This is a genomic window from Marinomonas sp. FW-1 (assembly GCF_005222245.1).
Lineage (GTDB): Bacteria > Pseudomonadota > Gammaproteobacteria > Pseudomonadales > Marinomonadaceae > Marinomonas > Marinomonas alcarazii.
On sequence record NZ_CP025987.1, the window covers coordinates 3,645,654 to 3,664,377 of the forward strand.

At 45.7% G+C, this 18,724-nt stretch carries 12 protein-coding genes; 2 read left to right on the forward strand and 10 right to left on the reverse strand.

All coding sequences use genetic code 11. From position 1 onward, the window contains the following. Positions 1-6: 6 nt before the first annotated feature. From gltB to C1X04_RS16975, 7 genes are all read right to left on the reverse strand, one after another. Entirely contained in the window at positions 7-4,458 is a 4,452-nt protein-coding gene (gene gltB, locus C1X04_RS16945) for a glutamate synthase large subunit (protein WP_110576847.1), read from the reverse strand. Positions 4,459-4,870: 412 nt separating this feature from the next. After that, complete coding sequence (locus C1X04_RS16950; protein WP_137170555.1) at positions 4,871-6,412, reverse strand: SPOR domain-containing protein; 1,542 nt, start codon at positions 6,410-6,412, stop codon at positions 4,871-4,873. Positions 6,413-6,438: 26 nt separating this feature from the next. Continuing rightward, positions 6,439-7,551: a 3-dehydroquinate synthase gene (gene aroB, locus C1X04_RS16955; protein ID WP_137170556.1), complete on the reverse strand. Its 1,113-nt coding sequence runs from the start codon at positions 7,549-7,551 to the stop codon at positions 6,439-6,441. After that, positions 7,551-8,099 carry a shikimate kinase gene (locus C1X04_RS16960; protein WP_110576850.1) on the reverse strand — a complete coding sequence of 183 codons (549 nt, stop codon included), beginning with the start codon at positions 8,097-8,099 and terminating at the stop codon, positions 7,551-7,553. The genes aroB and C1X04_RS16960 overlap by 1 nt, the downstream gene beginning before the upstream one ends. 42 nt (positions 8,100-8,141) lie before the next feature. Then, entirely contained in the window at positions 8,142-9,323 is a 1,182-nt protein-coding gene (locus tag C1X04_RS16965) for a type II and III secretion system protein (RefSeq protein WP_137170557.1), read from the reverse strand. Next, on the reverse strand, positions 9,316-10,026 hold the full coding sequence (locus C1X04_RS16970) for a hypothetical protein (RefSeq protein WP_137170558.1): 711 nt from the start codon (positions 10,024-10,026) through the stop codon (positions 9,316-9,318). Before C1X04_RS16970 ends, C1X04_RS16965 begins: the two co-directional genes overlap by 8 nt. Then, positions 9,998-10,972 carry a hypothetical protein gene (locus C1X04_RS16975; RefSeq protein ID WP_137170559.1) on the reverse strand — a complete coding sequence of 325 codons (975 nt, stop codon included), beginning with the start codon at positions 10,970-10,972 and terminating at the stop codon, positions 9,998-10,000. The genes C1X04_RS16970 and C1X04_RS16975 overlap by 29 nt, the downstream gene beginning before the upstream one ends. Before the next feature lie 160 nt (positions 10,973-11,132). On the opposite strand from C1X04_RS16975, the gene C1X04_RS16980 reads away from it, so the two are divergent. Beyond that, the gene (locus C1X04_RS16980) at positions 11,133-13,580 is read left to right on the forward strand and encodes a penicillin-binding protein 1A (RefSeq protein WP_137170560.1); all 2,448 of its coding nucleotides are present in this window, start codon (positions 11,133-11,135) and stop codon (positions 13,578-13,580) included. Between the two features lie 157 nt (positions 13,581-13,737). Here the strand turns inward: C1X04_RS16980 and C1X04_RS16985 are convergent, their stop codons facing one another. The 3 genes from C1X04_RS16985 to rpmE form a co-directional block, all read right to left on the reverse strand. Next, the gene (locus tag C1X04_RS16985) at positions 13,738-15,006 is read right to left on the reverse strand and encodes a malic enzyme-like NAD(P)-binding protein (protein ID WP_110576855.1); all 1,269 of its coding nucleotides are present in this window, start codon (positions 15,004-15,006) and stop codon (positions 13,738-13,740) included. Between the two features lie 170 nt (positions 15,007-15,176). Continuing rightward, positions 15,177-15,959 carry a thermonuclease family protein gene (locus C1X04_RS16990; protein ID WP_110576856.1) on the reverse strand — a complete coding sequence of 261 codons (783 nt, stop codon included), beginning with the start codon at positions 15,957-15,959 and terminating at the stop codon, positions 15,177-15,179. Between the two features lie 8 nt (positions 15,960-15,967). Next, positions 15,968-16,183, reverse strand: coding sequence for a 50S ribosomal protein L31 (gene rpmE / locus C1X04_RS16995; protein ID WP_110576857.1), 216 nt, complete (start codon positions 16,181-16,183; stop codon positions 15,968-15,970). 268 nt (positions 16,184-16,451) lie between these two features. Between rpmE and C1X04_RS17000 the strand changes: the two genes are divergently transcribed. Further along, positions 16,452-18,683: a primosomal protein N' gene (locus C1X04_RS17000; protein WP_110576858.1), complete on the forward strand. Its 2,232-nt coding sequence runs from the start codon at positions 16,452-16,454 to the stop codon at positions 18,681-18,683. Positions 18,684-18,724: the final 41 nt, after the last annotated feature.

Consider the following 18,724-nt stretch of genomic DNA (forward strand, 5'->3'; position numbering starts at 1 on the left):
CGTGTTTTATTCCGGACGTTGACGAGTGTTAGCCAATAGCGCGCCTAAGCTTGCTGCTTTTGGTTTCACTAGCCAGAACTTGCCAATGTAGTCGTAGAAGTTTTCTAAGATCTCTTGGCCCCATTCGCTGTCAGTTTCTCGGACGTATTCTTCGATCACAGAGCGAAGGTGTGAACGATACTCTTCCGTTAATTCCGTACCGATGCGGTGAATTTCCACCAATTCGTGGTTGTACTTATCCACGAAGGTACGGTCTAAATCGAGTACGTAAGCGAAACCGCCAGTCATACCCGCACCAAAGTTGTAACCTGTATTACCAAGCACAGTCACCATACCGCCTGTCATGTATTCACAGCAGTGGTCACCTGCGCCTTCGATAACGGTGTGCGTACCAGAGTTACGAACTGCAAAACGCTCACCAGCCGTACCTGCGGCAAACAATTTACCGCCCGTCGCGCCATACAAACAGGTGTTACCGATAATGGCAGAGTCTTGTGACTTGAACATCGAGCCTTTTGGTGAACGAATAACCAACTTACCGCCAGTCATACCTTTACCAACGTAGTCGTTAGCATCACCTTCTAGGTACATATGCAAACCACCAGCGTTCCACACACCAAAGGATTGACCCGCTGTGCCTGTCAATTTAAGTGTTAGTGGTGCATCAATCATGCCTTGGTTACCGTAACGCTTAGCAATTTCACCAGACAAACGCGCACCAATAGAACGGTCACAGTTCGTCACTTCAAAGGCAAATTCACCGCCTTCTTTTTCTTCAACCGCATCTTTAACTGTGTCCCACATTTTCAAAGCCAATAAGCCTTTGTCGTGTGGCGGGTTGAATGGTGACTCACAGTATTGTGCTTTATCGGCTGGAATCAGATCATTTTTCAAAATTGGTGATAGATCTAAGCTACGCTGTTTGTCCGTTTCACCAGGCAAAATAGCCAATAGATCCGTACGACCGATCAAGTCCTGCAGACGAGCTACGCCGAGTTTAGCCAACCATTGACGCGTATCTTCTGCCATAAAGCGGAAGAAGTTTTTGATCATTTCCACTGTGCCAATGAAGTGCTCATCACGCAGCATTTGATCCTGAGTCGCAACCCCAGTCGCACAGTTGTTCAAGTGACAAATACGTAAGAACTTACAACCCATAGCCACCATTGGTGTGGTACCAAAACCAAAGCTTTCAGCGCCTAGAATCGCCGCTTTCACCACATCCAGACCCGTTTTCAAACCACCATCTGTTTGTAGACGAATTTTGCCACGTAGATCGTTAGAACGAAGGGCTTGTTGTGCTTCCGCCAAACCTAACTCCCAAGGAGAACCAGCATGACGAATAGAAGTAATTGGCGATGCCGCAGTACCACCGTCGTAACCCGAGATGGTAATCAAATCCGCGTAGGCTTTTGCAACACCCGCCGCAATCGTACCAACCCCCGGTTCAGAAACCAGTTTCACCGATACCAAAGCATCTGGGTTTACTTGTTTCAAATCGAAAATGAGCTGAGCCAAATCCTCGATAGAATAAATATCATGATGCGGAGGTGGTGAAATCAAGGTAACACCTGGAACCGCGTAACGTAGACGAGCGATCAAGCCGTTTACTTTACCGCCTGGCAACTGACCACCTTCACCTGGTTTCGCACCTTGAGCAACTTTGATCTGCAATACTTCAGCATTCACCAAGTACTCAGGCGTTACACCAAAACGACCTGATGCAATTTGTTTGATCTTAGAGCGGCGCTCTGTACCGTGACGAGCTGGATCTTCACCACCCTCACCTGAGTTAGAACGACAACCTAATTCGTTCATCGCTTGCGCTAGGGCTTCGTGTGCTTCTGGTGACAAGGCACCCAAGGACATACCAGCAGAGTCGAAACGAGGCAGAATCTCTTCGATGGATTCTACTTCATCCAAGGCAATCGGTTTCGCCTTATCTGACAAGCTAAACAAGTCGCGCAACATAGACGCTGGACGGTTGTTTACTAGCTCAGTGTATTTGGTGAAGTCTTCAAAACGACCACTGCCCACAGCGGTTTGCAAATTGCGCACAACGTCTGGGTTAAACGCATGATATTCCGCTTCATGGACGTATTTTAAGTAACCGCCCTGTTGAATCGGTTTGCGTAATTTCCAAGCATTATTCGCGATGGATTCTTGATCCTTTTGGAAATCTTCAAAACGTGCGCCTTTGATACGACTTGGTACGCCTTTGAAGCAAAGGTCAACTACCTTAGTATCCAAACCAACCGCTTCAAATAACTGCGCACCACGGTAAGAGGCAATAGTAGAAATACCCATCTTAGAGATGATTTTCATCAAACCTTTGTTAATACCTTTACGGTATTTCACGTGGCAAGCGATTGGATCACCCAAGACTTCGCCTTTATCAACCATATCGTTAATCAAACGATAAGAAAGGTATGGGTAAACCGCTGTTGCACCAAAGCCTAGCAACACAGCAAACTGATGTGGATCACGCGCAAAGCCAGTGTCTGCAATGATGTTTGAATCGCAACGCAAACCTTGTTTAGACAAATGATGATGCACAGCACCCACCGCCATAGGCGAAGGAATTGGCAAATGGCCTTTGGCGATATCACGGTCAGTCAAGACAACAATTACTGCGCCATTACGCACGACTTCTTCCGCTTTTACTTGCAAGTCTTTAATCGCTTGCTCAAGGGAAACGTCTTCTGGGTTGTAGTTCGTGCTCAAACGCACCAAACGGAAACGGTGATCATCTAACGCCAATAAACGGCTGTATTTACGCGGTGACAATACTGGTGACGACAAAATAATACGGTTTGCGTGCTTTGGCGTTTCTTCAAATAAGTTACGCTCTACACCAATGCACGTCTCCAACGACATCACAACCGATTCGCGTAGCGGATCTATTGGTGGGTTGGTTACCTGTGCAAACTTCTGGCGGAAGTAATCTGTCACTGGGCGAGTTTGGCTAGACATAACCGCCATAGGCGTGTCATCACCCATAGAGCCCACTGCCTCATGGCCACTTTCTGCCAATGGTCGGAAAATTTGCTCGCGCTCTTCAAAAGAGACTTGGAACATTTTCTGATAGGTCAGCATTTCTTCTTTAGTGAAAGGTTCGAATTCAAGAGACGATTCTTCCAACAATGATTCAATACGAATCGCTTCCTGCTTCAACCATTTTTTGTATGGGTGCATGGATTTAAGGCGATTATCAATGTCATCCGTATGAAGTACTTTGCCGTTTTGCGTATCAATTACTAGCATTTGGCCAGGGCCAACGCGACCTTTCGATACAACATCTTCAGGCTTGTAGCCATAAGTACCCACTTCAGAAGCCAGCGTAATAAAGCCGTTCTTAGTGATTACCCAACGCGCAGGGCGCAAGCCGTTACGGTCAAGCATACAAATAGCATGACGGCCGTCGGTCATTACCAAGCCAGCTGGGCCATCCCAAGGATCCATGTGCATGGAGTTGTACTGATAAAAAGCACGTAACTCTGGATCCATGTTTTCAACGTTTTGCCACGCTGGTGGAATAATCAAACGTGCAGCACGGAAGATATCAACACCACCCGTTACCAAAACTTCCAACATGTTATCCATAGAAGAAGAGTCGGAACCCGTTAAGTTCACTAACGGCTGCAGGTCTTGTAGCTCAGGGATCAAAGGCGTACGCAATTTACTAGTACGAGCCAATGCCCAGTTACGGTTACCTTCAATAGTGTTGATCTCGCCGTTATGCGCCAACATGCGGAACGGTTGAGCCAATGGCCATTTTGGTAAGGTATTAGTAGAGAAACGTTGGTGGAAAACACAAATCGCAGTTTGCATTTTTTCGTTGCCTAAATCTTTATAAAAGAAAGGCAAATCCACTGGCATCATCAAACCTTTATACGCCAGAACTTTATCTGACAAAGAACAGATGTAGAAATTCTCGTATTGCGCCAACGCGATTTCAGTTTGACGACGCGCCACAAACAAACGTGTTGCAAAAGTGCGTGCGTCCATACGATTACTATCAACGAACACTTGCTCAATACGAGGCAAGCAATCCATCGCAATCATACCAAGGCAAGACGCATCGATTGGCACTTCACGCCAACCCACGACATTCAAACCTTCATCTGTTAGCTTTTGCGTTAGTACATTACGCTGTTCGCTTGCTAGTGTTTCATCTTGATCAAGAAACACCATGCCGATACCGTAAAGGTCGGACAAGGTGTGATTAAATAAAGCGTGCGCTTCACCACGTAAAAATAGATCCGGCTTTTGGATCAGAAGACCACAGCCGTCACCTGTTTTACCATCTGCAGCGATACCGCCACGGTGTGTCATACATGTCAAAGACTCAATAGCTGTCTTAAGTAGCTCATGGCTGGTATTGCCTTCCATATGCGCAATTAAGCCAAAGCCACAGTTGTCTTTGAACTCGCCAGGACGATAAAGGCCTGCATTCATACACCAACTCCCACAGTTGAAACGTAAAAAAAAATAAAGATTAGATATAAATTCGATTATCAGGTGGCTGGGCTAAAAAGCGAAAACGCGAATGATCTCGCTTCGAGAATGACTATCATCTACCCAAAACACCACCGAAATGGATGATCATACTACCCTGACGAAGAGCACTACTCAAACTGACGTAGCCCTGTTTTATGTTATTTAGACGGTTTTTGGAGGGGTTTTACTGGCAAATAGCGGCGACTTAGAGAATTATCTATGGCGGGAGTTTTTGCAAACAGAAAATTCCACTGTTCATTCATGTTTTTCAGAGAATTACAGTGATTTTTACTAAATTTAGGTGATGGCTATACAAAAGCGTCACAAAAAACCATTTATGCGGCGTTTTCTGCTTCATTCCACAGTCAAATCACTGGGCTTTTCGAATATCGTCCTGAATACCTCGAGCACTTCTAGCCCAAGGATTCAAATCGCGGATATCTTTTGGAAGCGTTTCGGCACCGGCGATGGCTTCACTGCGATTACGATACATACCATAAACCACGACAAACCAGTCTTTGCCGTTATGTTTCGATTTAAAGTAGCCAAATGCATCAACGCCACCTTGGTCACGAATAAAGTCCTGCACCGTACCTTTATTATGCGTTCCTAAGAGCTGCAGCGTGTATCGATTAGGATTCTGAGAAAGCCACCATTCCGTCTTATCAAAAGGGTCTTTCGTTACTTTCAGGTTAGCTTGTTCGGTTCTCGTGGCAACCTCTTCTGGCGCTTCCTCGACGATTGGCGCAGCTGCCAATTCGGGCGCTTCTGAGCGAATCGGTGCCGTAGAGATAGTAGAATTTGTCATTGCGGGCGTTGTGGCAGGCAATGATCGCGAAGTACTAATAGCAGGCAACGATGAGTCAGTAGGAATGGGTGGCAGAACGACATCCCCTTCTTGACCAATTTTACGCTGCATCGCATCAATTCTAGCAATGGTTTCCGCCGATGACTGGCCTTGTCTTGGACTCAAAGGAATAACATTACTGGCTCTGTCTGCTGTCGCGGTTGATTTATCAGGCTTATCAGAAAATAACACGGCAACCAGAATACCCAACATCACCACAGACAAAAGCGCCATGTGTGCTAGCGGAAATCCCATAGCAAGATTGAAACGCATGCCGGATTTCGAAGGCTTATTACCATTCCCCATTAATGCCTGTGCAGCCTGGTTTATACGTCCAGGGTAGCCGCCCGATTCTTGGTGGATTTGTTTCACCTGCTTGTCATTAAAAGGCAGGTTAATACCACCGCTCACCGCGCGAATACGATGTAATAAATACGCTTTTGTTTGTTCAAGTGAATAAGGTGCGAGCGTAAAAGAATGACTTAATTGCTCATAACGGGCGCTTTGATAAGAGTCTAGATTCCTAGCAAGTGAATACTCACTGAACAGCACCACATGTGGCACAGTTTGATTGTCTGTCGCTAAAGACATCATATCTAATAGCATGCTGACAGCATCTGTATTTAACTCTTGCGCATTATCAATCAACACCAATGCGGCTTGGCCTTTTTCCTCTAAATCATGAGAGAACTTTAGCAAAGGCCCAAACGTGGTTTCATTTGGTGGCTGAGTAAAATGACCAGAGAATCCAGCGTATATAGCCTGTAGCAACTGACCTGCCGTCATTAACATTGTGGCTTTAACATGGCTAACTATGGTTGTTTCGTCTTGGTGACGCGCGAATTCCATAAGGAAGCGGCTTTTACCGCTACCTTGTGGTCCTTGCACAACAGACAATAAATTGCTGTAACGACTTAAATGTTCTAGCAAAGCCAATTGCTGATTGCCTTCTTCAGACGCAAAATAAACCGATGCGTCTTTCGAGCCAAAAGGATCCCTCAGCGTGGCTTTTGGCGGCTGATTAAGCGCATCCTCTAAATCAAACTGAAAGTCTGGCTTTGCCATAATCGTCCTTCAACAATAAGTCGCCATTAAGAAATGGCAAGGTTAGCTTGTTTACTCGCTTCAAGCGCATCCGTTAGACAAGCATTGAAGTCTTCCATTGGAAAATCTGATGTTACAATGGCTTCGCCTAAAGCGCCAAGTAGCACCAAACGCAAACTGCCATCCAACACTTTTTTATCCAATGCCATACGTTCAACAAAATTGGCCAGGGTCATGTTTGCTGGCGGCAAGATAGGCAGTTTAGCGGCTTTAAAGAGATCAACCGTGCGTCTAAAATCCTCATCAGTGATATTGCCCATGCGCCATGAAAGATCCATTGCCAACACACTTCCTGCTGCGACAGCTTCGCCATGCAACCAGTTGCCATAGCCCATTTGGGTTTCAATAGCGTGACCGAAGGTATGGCCTAAATTGAGAATAGCACGAACGCCGCCCTCTCTTTCATCTTGCGCAACGACATTGGCCTTAGCCAAGCAAGAGCGATAAATAGCTTCGCTAATTTTGTCATTATCTAATGACATCAAAGCCGGCATTTCTTGTTCTAGCCAATCAAAAAATGGCACATCACAAATCAGGCCGTACTTAATCACTTCAGCCATACCTGCCGACAACTCTCGTTGAGGCAAACTTAACAAACTATCGGTATCAATAATCACCGCTTGAGGCTGATAAAATGCCCCAATCATGTTTTTACCAAGAGGATGGTTAACGCCTGTCTTACCACCAACAGAAGAATCCACTTGAGACAACAAGGTAGTTGGCACTTGAATAAAAGGCACGCCACGCTGATACGTCGCTGCGGCAAAACCTGCCATATCACCAACAACACCACCACCTAAAGCAATCACTGTCGTGGTTCGATTGTGTTTGGCTTCCAACAGTGATGTCATTATCATGCCGTAAGTATCGAGTGTTTTAAACTCTTCTCCATCTGGCAATATACAAGTATCAACCTTGTAGTCAGCTGACAACATGTCAACCATCGCATCTAGATAAAGTGGGGCAATCGTGTCATTGGTCACTATCATGACCTGTTTGCCATGGATCGCTTCATCAAAAAGGGCTTTTTGCTGACGTATGCCACGACCAATATAAATGGGGTAGCTGCGCTCGTTCAGATCAACGGTTAATGTACGCATTAGGATGTAGTTGTCTCCTCTTTTAAATGGCGCTTAATAGCGTCTAACACCTTGTTAGCAACAGATCTGGGGTGACGAGAATCCGTTTCAATCACCAGGGTCGCCACTTCCCTGTATAAAGGATCACGAACTTCAAACAGTTTTTTGAGTGTTGCTTTGGGGTCACCGGTTTGCAATAACGGACGGTGATTACTTTTAGATGTCCGATATAACTGCTGTGCGACAGAAGCATACAGGTATACAACCAGAGCATTTTCACGAAGAATGTCTCGGTTTTCTTCACGCATCACAATGCCGCCACCAGTCGCCAAGACAGAATCACCTTTATCTGACTGTGCAACAGACGCCAAGGCTTGGGTTTCACGTTTACGGAAACCGTCCTCGCCTTCCCTCTCAAAAATCCAAGGAATATCTGCACCAGCATTATCTTCTATGACTTTATCTAGATCATAGAAGTCTTTATCCATTGATTGAGAAATCAAACGGCCTATTGTCGTTTTTCCTGCGCCCATCGGGCCTACTAAAATAATATTGGGGGCTTTTATCATTGTATTCAATTACATCGGAATTAAGCAGATTTAGACTGCGGCCTAGTTAACTGACATTTGTAGCAGCTTTGGCGTAATAAATACAAGTAATTCAACCTTTTCTTGCTGTTCTGATCGTCTTTTAAACAGCTCGCCCAACAATGGAATCGCACTAAAGAAAGGTACTCGGCTCTCTGATTCAAAGCGTTCTTCGCGAAAAATCCCCCCTAAAACAAGCGTTTCTTGGTTTTTCACGACCACCTGCGTTTTTAAACGATTGGTTTTCAAGCTAGGAACACCATTCACTAGGTCACCCACAGAGTCTTGATGAATATTAAGCGACAACAAAATATTGCCTCCCTCTTTTACAAAGGGCGTCACTTCCAACATCAGCGCTGCTTGGCGAAATTCGATACTCACTTTGTCATCATTTACGGTTTGATAAGGCACTTCTGTCCCCGACTCAATTCGAGCCGCCTGACCTTCAGATGTGACGATTTTAGGTTTGGACACCACATTAGCCAAACCTTCCCCTTCCATCATCTCCAATGTGAAAGCCAACAATCCAGAGCCACCAGCATTGGCAAAACTTAAACTGGTTGACGGTGTAAGAGCCCCCAAATCCACCGCACCGCCCATTGAAGATCGAACACCGTCAGACAACTTGGCTTGCCAGTTAACACCAAACTGAGATTGCGCGGTACGGCTCACCTGAGCAATTTGCGCACTGATTTCTATCTGTCGGAGCGGTGCATCTAACCACACCAATGTCTCACGAACACCTTCAAATGATTCACACGAAGAAGCAACAATCGAATTCGTACGACTATCAACAATTAAAGAAAGTGACGGATACAATGTTTGTAAGTGCACACCAACAACTTCCGCCTTGGCGTGCTTTAATACCCAGTAAGCACGTTGACAAATGGCTTTCGCTTCCTTGCTCTCTGACTCATCCTTAATAACATTTGGCATTAATACAGCGACAGATCCTTGCCATTCGAGACGCAAATGCGGCGGTTGAGCAACCGCCTCCATCACCTCTTTCCAACTTGCATCTTTTATAGATAAGGTTAATACATCGTCTATTTCTTGGCTTATGACCACGCTCTCATTCATTTGTGCCGCGAGCCAAGGTAGTACCTCTTGCAAGGGGCGAGATTCAAAATACACATCCATTGCATAAACAGAGCGTGCGCTGATCACAGAAAAAACAACCAAAACCCGCAAATATACACTAATCATCAGCTTCTCCCTTTTGGCGTATCACCAAGGTCTGTAAGGAGCTATCGTTTGCGATTAAAGTAACTTGATCTAACGATACTGCCCCAACTGACAATCCCGCCGAAGGCAACCAACTCCCTTCTTGTACCCAGTAGCGATGATTTTTATATTGAACCAAGGCAGAGGTATTTTCTGACGTGCGCATCGTCGACAGCAGCTGCCAATCCCTTTGATTGAAACGCTCGATCAAAATGCGCGCTGGTAACCAATTGTGGTACTCACGGTTCATTTTTGGAGCCTGAATCGAAAAGTGCATTTTTCCTTGCCACTGCCCGTTGTTCTCTTTTTGCCATGACACTGATAACAAGGTTAAGGCAAATCGCTCCTCAATTTGCTCTAATGCCGCTTGCCATTGCGGCAGAGACGCTGTGCCTTTGACTTCCCACGCGGAGGCCATATTTTGCGCGGTATCGATTATTTGGTGCTGCAACCAAGGGTGATCCGTCAATTGAACCCTTGCCAACGCGCGACTTTGTCGTTGTATGGCACTCCACGAACGCTGTGCGCCTTGTTTCAGCTTAAATTGCTGGTCTGCGTTATTCTGAGCAGCAGAAAGAAAGGGATACCAAACCGCCAACTGCAACATAACCAACAACAGCACAAACAAGAGATTGACGCGTAACAAAGAGCCTTTGCTAACCGGAAAAAATGGAAATAGAGACATCCAATACCTCCGCATTATTGTGCATAGAAACAGCGGATTGTGAGGTTTGGTTTACTTCCCAGAGCCATTGCGGGAATTGATGCTGCCAGCCAATGAAAATGGTATCTAAATCAGACTCAGGCAACGTCATTCGAATCTCAGCCTTCACACCGTCACTTCTCACTGCCAACAGCTGAACCCTTCTAGGAAACGCTTGTACTGCACTCAGGACTGACTGAGTGAAATCATTTTCGATCCGAACCGCTTTCCAAGAGGCTTGTAATTCCGATATTTCCTGACGGGCTAAGAATGCATCTTCCGTTTGTTTATGCAGAGAAAAAAGATACCCAAGTGCCCCTCCTTGAACGAGCAAACTCAACGCCAACAAGTAGCTTAACAATACGCGTGTTTTTTGGCTTTTCACCTTTTCTGGCTGATAAGTAGACAAAGCCTGCTTTTTGCAGCGTGACCACGATCGTGATGACGGCTTCATCCTCTGCCATTGACTAAACGGCATAATCACACAGTTTTTTGCCACGCCATGAAAAGGGCGACAAAGCTGCTCGACCCATTCACTCGAACAAGCAAACACAGTTAACTCTGAACGTTTATCCGACAAGGAAACCTGCGAATAATTGAACTGCACCGCCTCAGGTGGCAAAAAAGTAATTTCCGTCGCATAACTCAGCGCAGCCAAAGGCAACAACGAGACAGGAATTAAGTGGTCTACCTGAGATCGAGAAACAGTAAGCCAAGCATCGGGCACTAAAACCAGCACAGGAACATGTTGAGATAACGATTCAAGAGGTAAAGTTTGATGTATTGCAGATAATTGAAGAGTATCAGGCGCAGAGCTGTCCTGATCAATCGATTGTAATGCGACTAATTCTGCCGCTTTACAAGAATCATAAAACGTACACTGCTCAGCCGTATAAACAGCAACAGCATAGCTAGGAACCAACCGCATCATTCATCCTTGAAATTATAGGTTATTCAATACAAAGCTTCATTTGACATCCGTGCCAAATTTTTACCAAGATAACACGATTTGATGCAAAGTTAAGCGCCTATTCTAGGATAATCTTAGGTATAATGGCTTTTTTTCACTCAGTATTGATTAGATTCATATGGCCAAGACACTTAAAATTCTCTTCTTTCTCGGTCTTTTTGGGGCCCTTTGCGCTGTCGGCATCACTTATGCCATTTACTACAACGTTAAAGACCGCATTCCCACAGTCGATGAGCTTAAAGCCATAGAACTAAGAATACCGCTGCGCATCTATACTGCTGACAACCAACTAATTGGTGAATTCGGAGAACAACGCCGCTCGCCGATTAATTACGCAGAGATTCCAACCAATTTAGAACACGCCATTTTAGCCGCAGAAGACACCAACTTTTATCATCACCCGGGGGTAGACATTCTTGGCCTAGGACGAGCCGTGATGCAGCTTATTACTACCGGACAAAAGCAAGGTGGTGGCAGTACCATTACCATGCAGGTGGCACGTAACTATTTCCTTTCGTTTGAACAGACCTACACTCGTAAATTCACAGAAATCTTTATTGCCTTAAAAATGGAGCGAGAGCTCACTAAGCATGAAATCCTTGAACTTTATGTGAATAAAATCTACTTAGGTAATCGAGCTTATGGCTTCGAAGCCGCAGCTCAGGTCTATTATGGTAAGAATCTCAACGAGCTGAATCTTGCGCAACTAGCAATGATAGCGGGCCTACCAAAGGCACCTTCTCGCTTTAACCCTATCGTAAACCCTTCTCGCGCCTTGATCCGCCGCAACTGGATTCTACAACGCATGTTGTCCCTAGGCATGATTGATAAAGATGCCTACCAAGAAGCCGTTGAAGCACCTATTACCGCTAAGAACCACGGCGTCATGCCAGACATTGAAGCAGGTTACATTGCAGAAATGGTTCGAGCAGAACTATACAGCACCTTCGGCGATGACCTTTACAGCACGGGAATGACCGTCTATACAACCATCGATTCGACTCGCCAAAAAGCCGCTAACAGCGCTATTTTTAATGGGGTTTTAAGCTACGACACTCGTCATGGCTACCGAGGCTCCATTGATACCCGAGTGGACCTGGTTGAAGCACCGCTCGAAGAACAAGAAAAAGCCTTACAAGACATAGAGCGCTTTTATAATTGGCAAACCGCTCTGGTTATTAGCACCGACAACAAGACAGCCGACGTTCGACTAGCAGATGGTAAACGCGCCACGCTAGCGTGGGATGCAATAAAATGGGCGAAACCTTATATCAATGAAGATTCACAGGGTCCAGCGCCAACGACCGTCGCTGATGTCTTAGTTCCCGGTGATATTGTGCGCCTGCGACCAGACGCCCAACTTGGCTGGATATTGGCCCAAAAGCCAACCGTTCAAAGCGCATTAATTTCTTTGAACAGTAAAGATGGCGCAATTCAAGCACTTGTCGGTGGCTTTAATTTTTATGAAAACAAGTTCAACCGTATCACTCAGTCTAAGCGCCAACCTGGTTCCAACTTTAAACCCTTTATTTATGCCAGCGCATTAGATAGAGGCTACACAGCAGCCAGCATTATCAACGATGCGCCTGTTGTATTTAATGACTCAAACTTGGCATCCGCTTGGCGTCCAACCAACGACGGCGGCAAATTCTATGGGCCGACACGTTTACGCCAAGCACTGTATCGCTCACAAAACATCGTCTCTGTTCGTCTATTGGATGAGCTGGGCGTTCGGCCTACTCTTAATTTCTTAAGACGCTTTGGCTTTGATCCAAATGAGCTACCACATAACCTGTCATTATCATTGGGCAGTGCCAACCTATCGCCACTACAGATCGCAACAGGTTATGCCGTGTTTTCCAATGGTGGCTACCAAGTACAGCCTTACCTTATTGATAGAGTGATAGACCGCAACAATGAAACGCTTTTCCAAGCAAGCCCAGTCACCGTTTGTAAAACCTGTACTATGCTGGAAAAAACCAATGATGACGAACAGCAGATGGGGCTGTTTAGCACTCCTGAAGGCATTAAGAGCTTACCAGTCGCACCGCAAGTGCTTGACCCAGAAGTGAACTACATCACTTATGACATGATGAGAGATGTCATCAAATACGGTACAGGGCGACGTGCTCGTGTGCTCCAACGAGATGATATTGCCGGCAAAACAGGTACCACTAACGATGGACGCGACGCTTGGTTCTCTGGCTTTAATGGCGAATTAGTCACCTCCGTATGGAGTGGCTTTGACAACTCATCTCCGCTAGGTCGCGGTGAATGGGGTGGCTCTGTGTCGCTGCCGCCTTGGATTGATTACATGCGCGAAGCACTGAAAGGCACAGAGCCTTCCTATGTTGCAAAACCGTCTTCTTTGGTTACCGTCAGAATCGACCCGAACACAGGCGAACGAGCACTGCCTGGGCAGTCTAATGCCATTTTCGAAATATTTAGAAGAGACCACGTGCCAGCACAAAGAGAGCTGGATTTACCACAATCCAATAACTCTAGTAATGACAACGAAGCACAAGAAGAGAAACGAGAAAATAACGTATTAGAGAATTTGTTCTAATACACCTTGGTAAGATATGAAAATGCCAGCTTTATGCTGGCATTTTTTATGGCCTCCAACACTATCCAAGCTATTGCTGCTTGTTCATCGAAAATCACAGCCATAAAAAAGGCGACTCCTTATTAGGGAGTCGCCTTTTTAGCAGATCACGATTCGATTAAGCACCGAAGTGATCAAGGTTCTCTAGTGGGTAGAAATCTGGGTATGGAAGCATTGCCACACCAGAATCAACCGCTGCGCGTGCAACCGCTGCAGACACTACGTTAAGCAAACGAGAGTCCATTGGTTTTGGCAAAATGTACTCTTTACCAAACGTCAATGCACCGCCGCCGTATGCTGCAACAACATCCGCTGGCGCTTCTTCTTTCGCAAGATCTTTAAGTGCGTGAACCGCAGCAATCTTCATTTCTTCATTGATCTTAGTCGCACGAACGTCTAAAGCACCACGGAAAATGAAAGGGAAACCTAGCACGTTATTCACTTGGTTTGGATAATCAGAGCGGCCTGTTGCCATAATCAAATCGTCACGAGTTGCACGAGCAAGCTCTGGATTGATTTCTGGATCTGGGTTTGAACAAGCAAAAACGATTGGGTTAGCCGCCATTTTAGCAAGCTGATCAGCAGACAATAGATCTGGACCAGATACGCCGATGAATACATCAGCACCATCAATAGCATCATCAAGCGTGCGCTTATCAGTATCAATCGCAAACATTGCTTTAAACTGGTTCAAGTCTGTACGACCAGAATGGATAACACCGTTACGGTCTAGAACGAAGATATTCTCACGTTGCGCACCACAAGCGATGATCAGTTTCATACAAGCCGTTGCCGCCGCACCAGCACCTAAGCAAACAATTTTAGCCTCAGCAATGTCTTTGCCTTGAAGCTCAAGCGCATTCAAAAGGCCTGCTGCCGTAACGATCGCTGTGCCGTGTTGGTCATCATGGAACACTGGGATAGAACAACGTTCGATCAATTGACGTTCAATTTCAAAACACTCAGGTGCTTTGATGTCTTCTAGGTTAATACCGCCGTATGTGTTCGCAATACGAGCAACGGTATCAATAAAGGCTTGTGGGCTTTCAGATTCAACTTCCACATCAACAGAATTAATGCCAGCGAAGCGTTTAAACAATAAACCTTTACCTTCCATAACTGGCTTGCTCGCCAATGGACCTAGGTTACCTAAACCAAGAATCGCTGAACCATCAGAAATAACAGCGACTAAATTGCCTTTTCCAGTATAGCGATATGCATTCTCTGGATCTTTTGCAATTTCACGACAAGGCTCAGCCACACCTGGGCTGTATGCAAGAGAAAGATCACGAGCCGTTGCTGTTGGCTTAGTAATAGTAACGCTCAATTTTCCTGGAACTGGGTACTCATGGTAGTCCAGTGCAGCTTGTTTTATGTCTTCTGCCATTATTATGTTTCCGTCTATTTGGTGTAATTCATTAGTTTTATCATAGCCAAATTGGGCCTTGTTCCCAAGCCTACAAAAGCTTCGAAAGTGGCACCTTATAATTTTGTGTCGTCAGAATAATCGATATATCTAATACTTTAAAGCGTAAGACCATAGGAATATCCTATTAATCAAGGACTGACAGAGTCTTTCACCTCAAGCAAATCATTAGGGTGCCTTACCGAAAGTACCCAAGATTTAAAGTCTGAATGTCGACTTTTCCTTCGATGCTGCCAACCACGTACTTCTATCTCTCGCCCCTCAAGATAAAATATTTCTTGAGCTGGCCAATAGTCGATAACACTAGGTGGCAAATTGATTACTAGATCCTGATCGGTTTCTAGCCACCAACCCCCTCGGTTCTTAGTAATTGAGGTGATGTTAACACGAGAAATTGCAAAACCAGCTTTTGGCTGCCACTGCAAAGATTGCTGCCATAATTTCTTATGTGCTTTGCGAGCTATGTTTTCAGATGCCTCAAAACAAGCCTGATAAGCTAAGTTTGGAGGGATTGCAATACGATAACCAAGGCCTTCGGATAGTAGCTGACTTGTCAACGAAATACGATCTTTATCGAAAAGATAGTACAAATTACGACCATATCTATCTTTGTCGACTTTTGCCGTTTGAATATAAACAAATTGGTCGAGACGAGAGCGGACAAACTCTGTTGCCTCAACCGCAAAAGGCTCATGATTGCCTTTTTTGTGATCGAGTTCGGGAGTATCGATTCCCACCAGCCGGACTTTTCGGCCATCAACAAGATGGATTGTATCGCCATCGACAATGCGTTTTATCTTGGCTTTTTCAAGCGGACCATTCGCGACACAAAGCGCCTCTGCTTGAACCACAAAGGACAAAAACAAAAAAAGCGCCAAGAGAACTTGGCGCTTTTTTAAAGGGATCACAGTCATTCCACCAATTACTTAGTAGTACGACGCGCTCCGAAACGCTTGTTGAAGCGATCAACACGACCACCAGTGTCCAACATTTTTTGCTGGCCTGTGTAGAAAGGGTGACATTTGCTACATACGTCGATGTGCATGTCTTGACCGTGTGTTGAGTTCAAGCTCAAAGTGTTACCACAAGTACAAGTTGCAGTAAGCGCAGAGTAAGCTGGGTGGATATCTTTTTTCATCGTAGTTACCTTAAAGTTTGGTGTGCCGCCACTTGATCGATATATAAATGGGCTATCGCCTCGCCAAGCACCGCACGTTTCGTTGTACAGACATTGTACAGTGGATCCAAGAACGGCGTATTTTAGGGATCTATGATCCAATCAGCAACCTTTTTATAACGCTTTTCTTATAAAATTGTGACTCGCCCTTAGTCACCACTCTGACGTACACTTATCTAAATCATTAAGAACTGTCATTTTTGCTCTACTAAAAGGTTCAATCTAACGCATGTCTGAAGCGCTTCTTACACTTCCCCCATACATTAAAGTCGCTTTGCCCGTGCCAATGCGGACACTCTTTGACTATAAAGTACCCAAAGCGATAGCGCTGAGGCATGAGTTAAAGCCAGGCATGCGCGTGAAAGTTCCCTTCGGTAAAAGCAGCCGTCTTGGTGTTATCGTAGCCCTTAGCGACACTTGTGACTGGGATCCTGAACAAGTTAAGCCGCTAACCTCTCTCCAAGATGAAAGTCCGGTCATTACGGCTGAGTTAATGGCACTGTGTGAATGGGCTGCACGATACTATCACCACCCAATTGGCGATGTGATATTTCATGCCTTGCCAGTCCTACTTCGTAAAGGTGAAAACGCAGAGTTTCGCACGGAAAATTGGTGGTTCACCACACCACAAGGACAATCTCTCGATCTTGAACAGCTAAGTAGAGCGCCCCGTCAGCAAGATTTTCTAAAAGCAGTGCAACAGCACCCAAACGGCCTAAGCCAACATGCGGCGTCAGTATTAGACCTTGCTCCGGCGGCAGGAAAAAGTTTAGAAGAAAAAGGCTTATTACGACGCGAACCTCGCTCCTTCAACAAAGGCGGAGAAAAGCACGCACACCAAACTCAGGTTCCACCAACGCTTAACCCAGAGCAAATGAGAGCAACTGAACATCTATTAGATTATCGCCATCAGTTCAATGTCTCTTTACTGGATGGCGTGACGGGCAGCGGCAAAACAGAAGTTTTTTTGCGCGTTATGGAGCGCCTGATTGAAGAAGGTAAACAAGTGCTGGTGATGGTGCCAGAAATCGGTCTAACCCCACAAACCCTAAAGCGCTTTGAAATTCGGTTTAACACTGACATCGTCTTAATGCATTCCAACATGAGCGATAGAGAGCGCTTAGACGCTTGGTTATTAGCTGCCAGCGGCCATGCAAAAATCATTATAGGCACACGCTCTGCCGCTTTTATTCCCGCCCCCAACCTTGGCATGATCGTTATCGATGAAGAGCATGATACCTCTTACAAACAACACGAGGGCTTTCGCTACCATGCTCGGGACCTTGCGATAAAGCGGGCTCAAACACTAAATGTTCCCGTACTACTGGCCTCCGCCACGCCATCATATGAAAGCCTAACCAATGCACTGCAAAAACGTTTTGCTTGGTTAAAACTGCGTCAACGAGCAGGCAATGCACACATTCCAGAAATGGAGAGAGTCGACCTGCGAGGGAAAAGCCTCGTTCATGGTTTCAGCGAACAAGCGCTTGCCAGCATGAAATTATGCTTAGAACGCAAAGAACAAGTCCTAGTCTTTTTAAACCGTCGAGGTTACGCGCCCACATTAATGTGCCACCAATGTGGCTGGATCGCGGCATGCGATCATTGTGATGTTAATCTCACCGTGCACAAACGCGCGAATAAGCTACATTGCCATCATTGTGACACGCAAAAAGCACTTCTCCATACTTGCCCAGAGTGCCAATCAGAAGAACTGTTTACTGTTGGCGAAGGCACAGAGCAAATTGAAACTCAGCTCAGCACGCTTTTTAAAGACGTGCCCATTTTACGTATTGACCGCGACAGCACTCAGCGTAAATCGGCCATGGCGAAGCTCACCCAAAAAATTCATGAACATGACCAAGCGATTCTCATCGGTACACAGATGCTAGCCAAAGGTCATCACTTTCCCAACGTCACTTTGGTGATCATCATGGATGCTGATGCGGGATTATTTTCGTCTGATTTTCGGGGTATGGAGCGAACAGCTCAGCTTATTACCCAAGTCGCAGGGCGTGCTGGTCGCGCCAAAAAACCTGGGCACGTTTTGCTACAGACGTATCACCCAGACCATGCCGCGATCGAATCTTTGTGCAATCTTGGCTATGAGCATTTTGCTATAGACGGCTTGGCAGAGCGAAAATCGCTTGCGCTTCCACCCTTTTATCACCAAGTTATAGTGCGAGCCGAATCGGGTAATGAACAAGAAGCTATGCAGCTATTATCCGCTATGAGAAATGACCTTGAACCCCACTTCGCAAAAGAAGTTTATTTGGTTGGGCCTTATGCAGCCATCATTGTTCGTAAGGCTGGGCAACACCGAGCACTGATCTCGATTAAAGCGGCTAACCGAGCACCTTTGCATCAAGCGACCCAAATGATCAGCGATTGGCTAGAGCTGTCGACTCGACAGCATAGAATTCGTTTTGCAATTGATGTAGATCCACTGGAAACTTACTGATCTTGCACGCATAATGTGCGCAATCGATTCAGCACCCTATT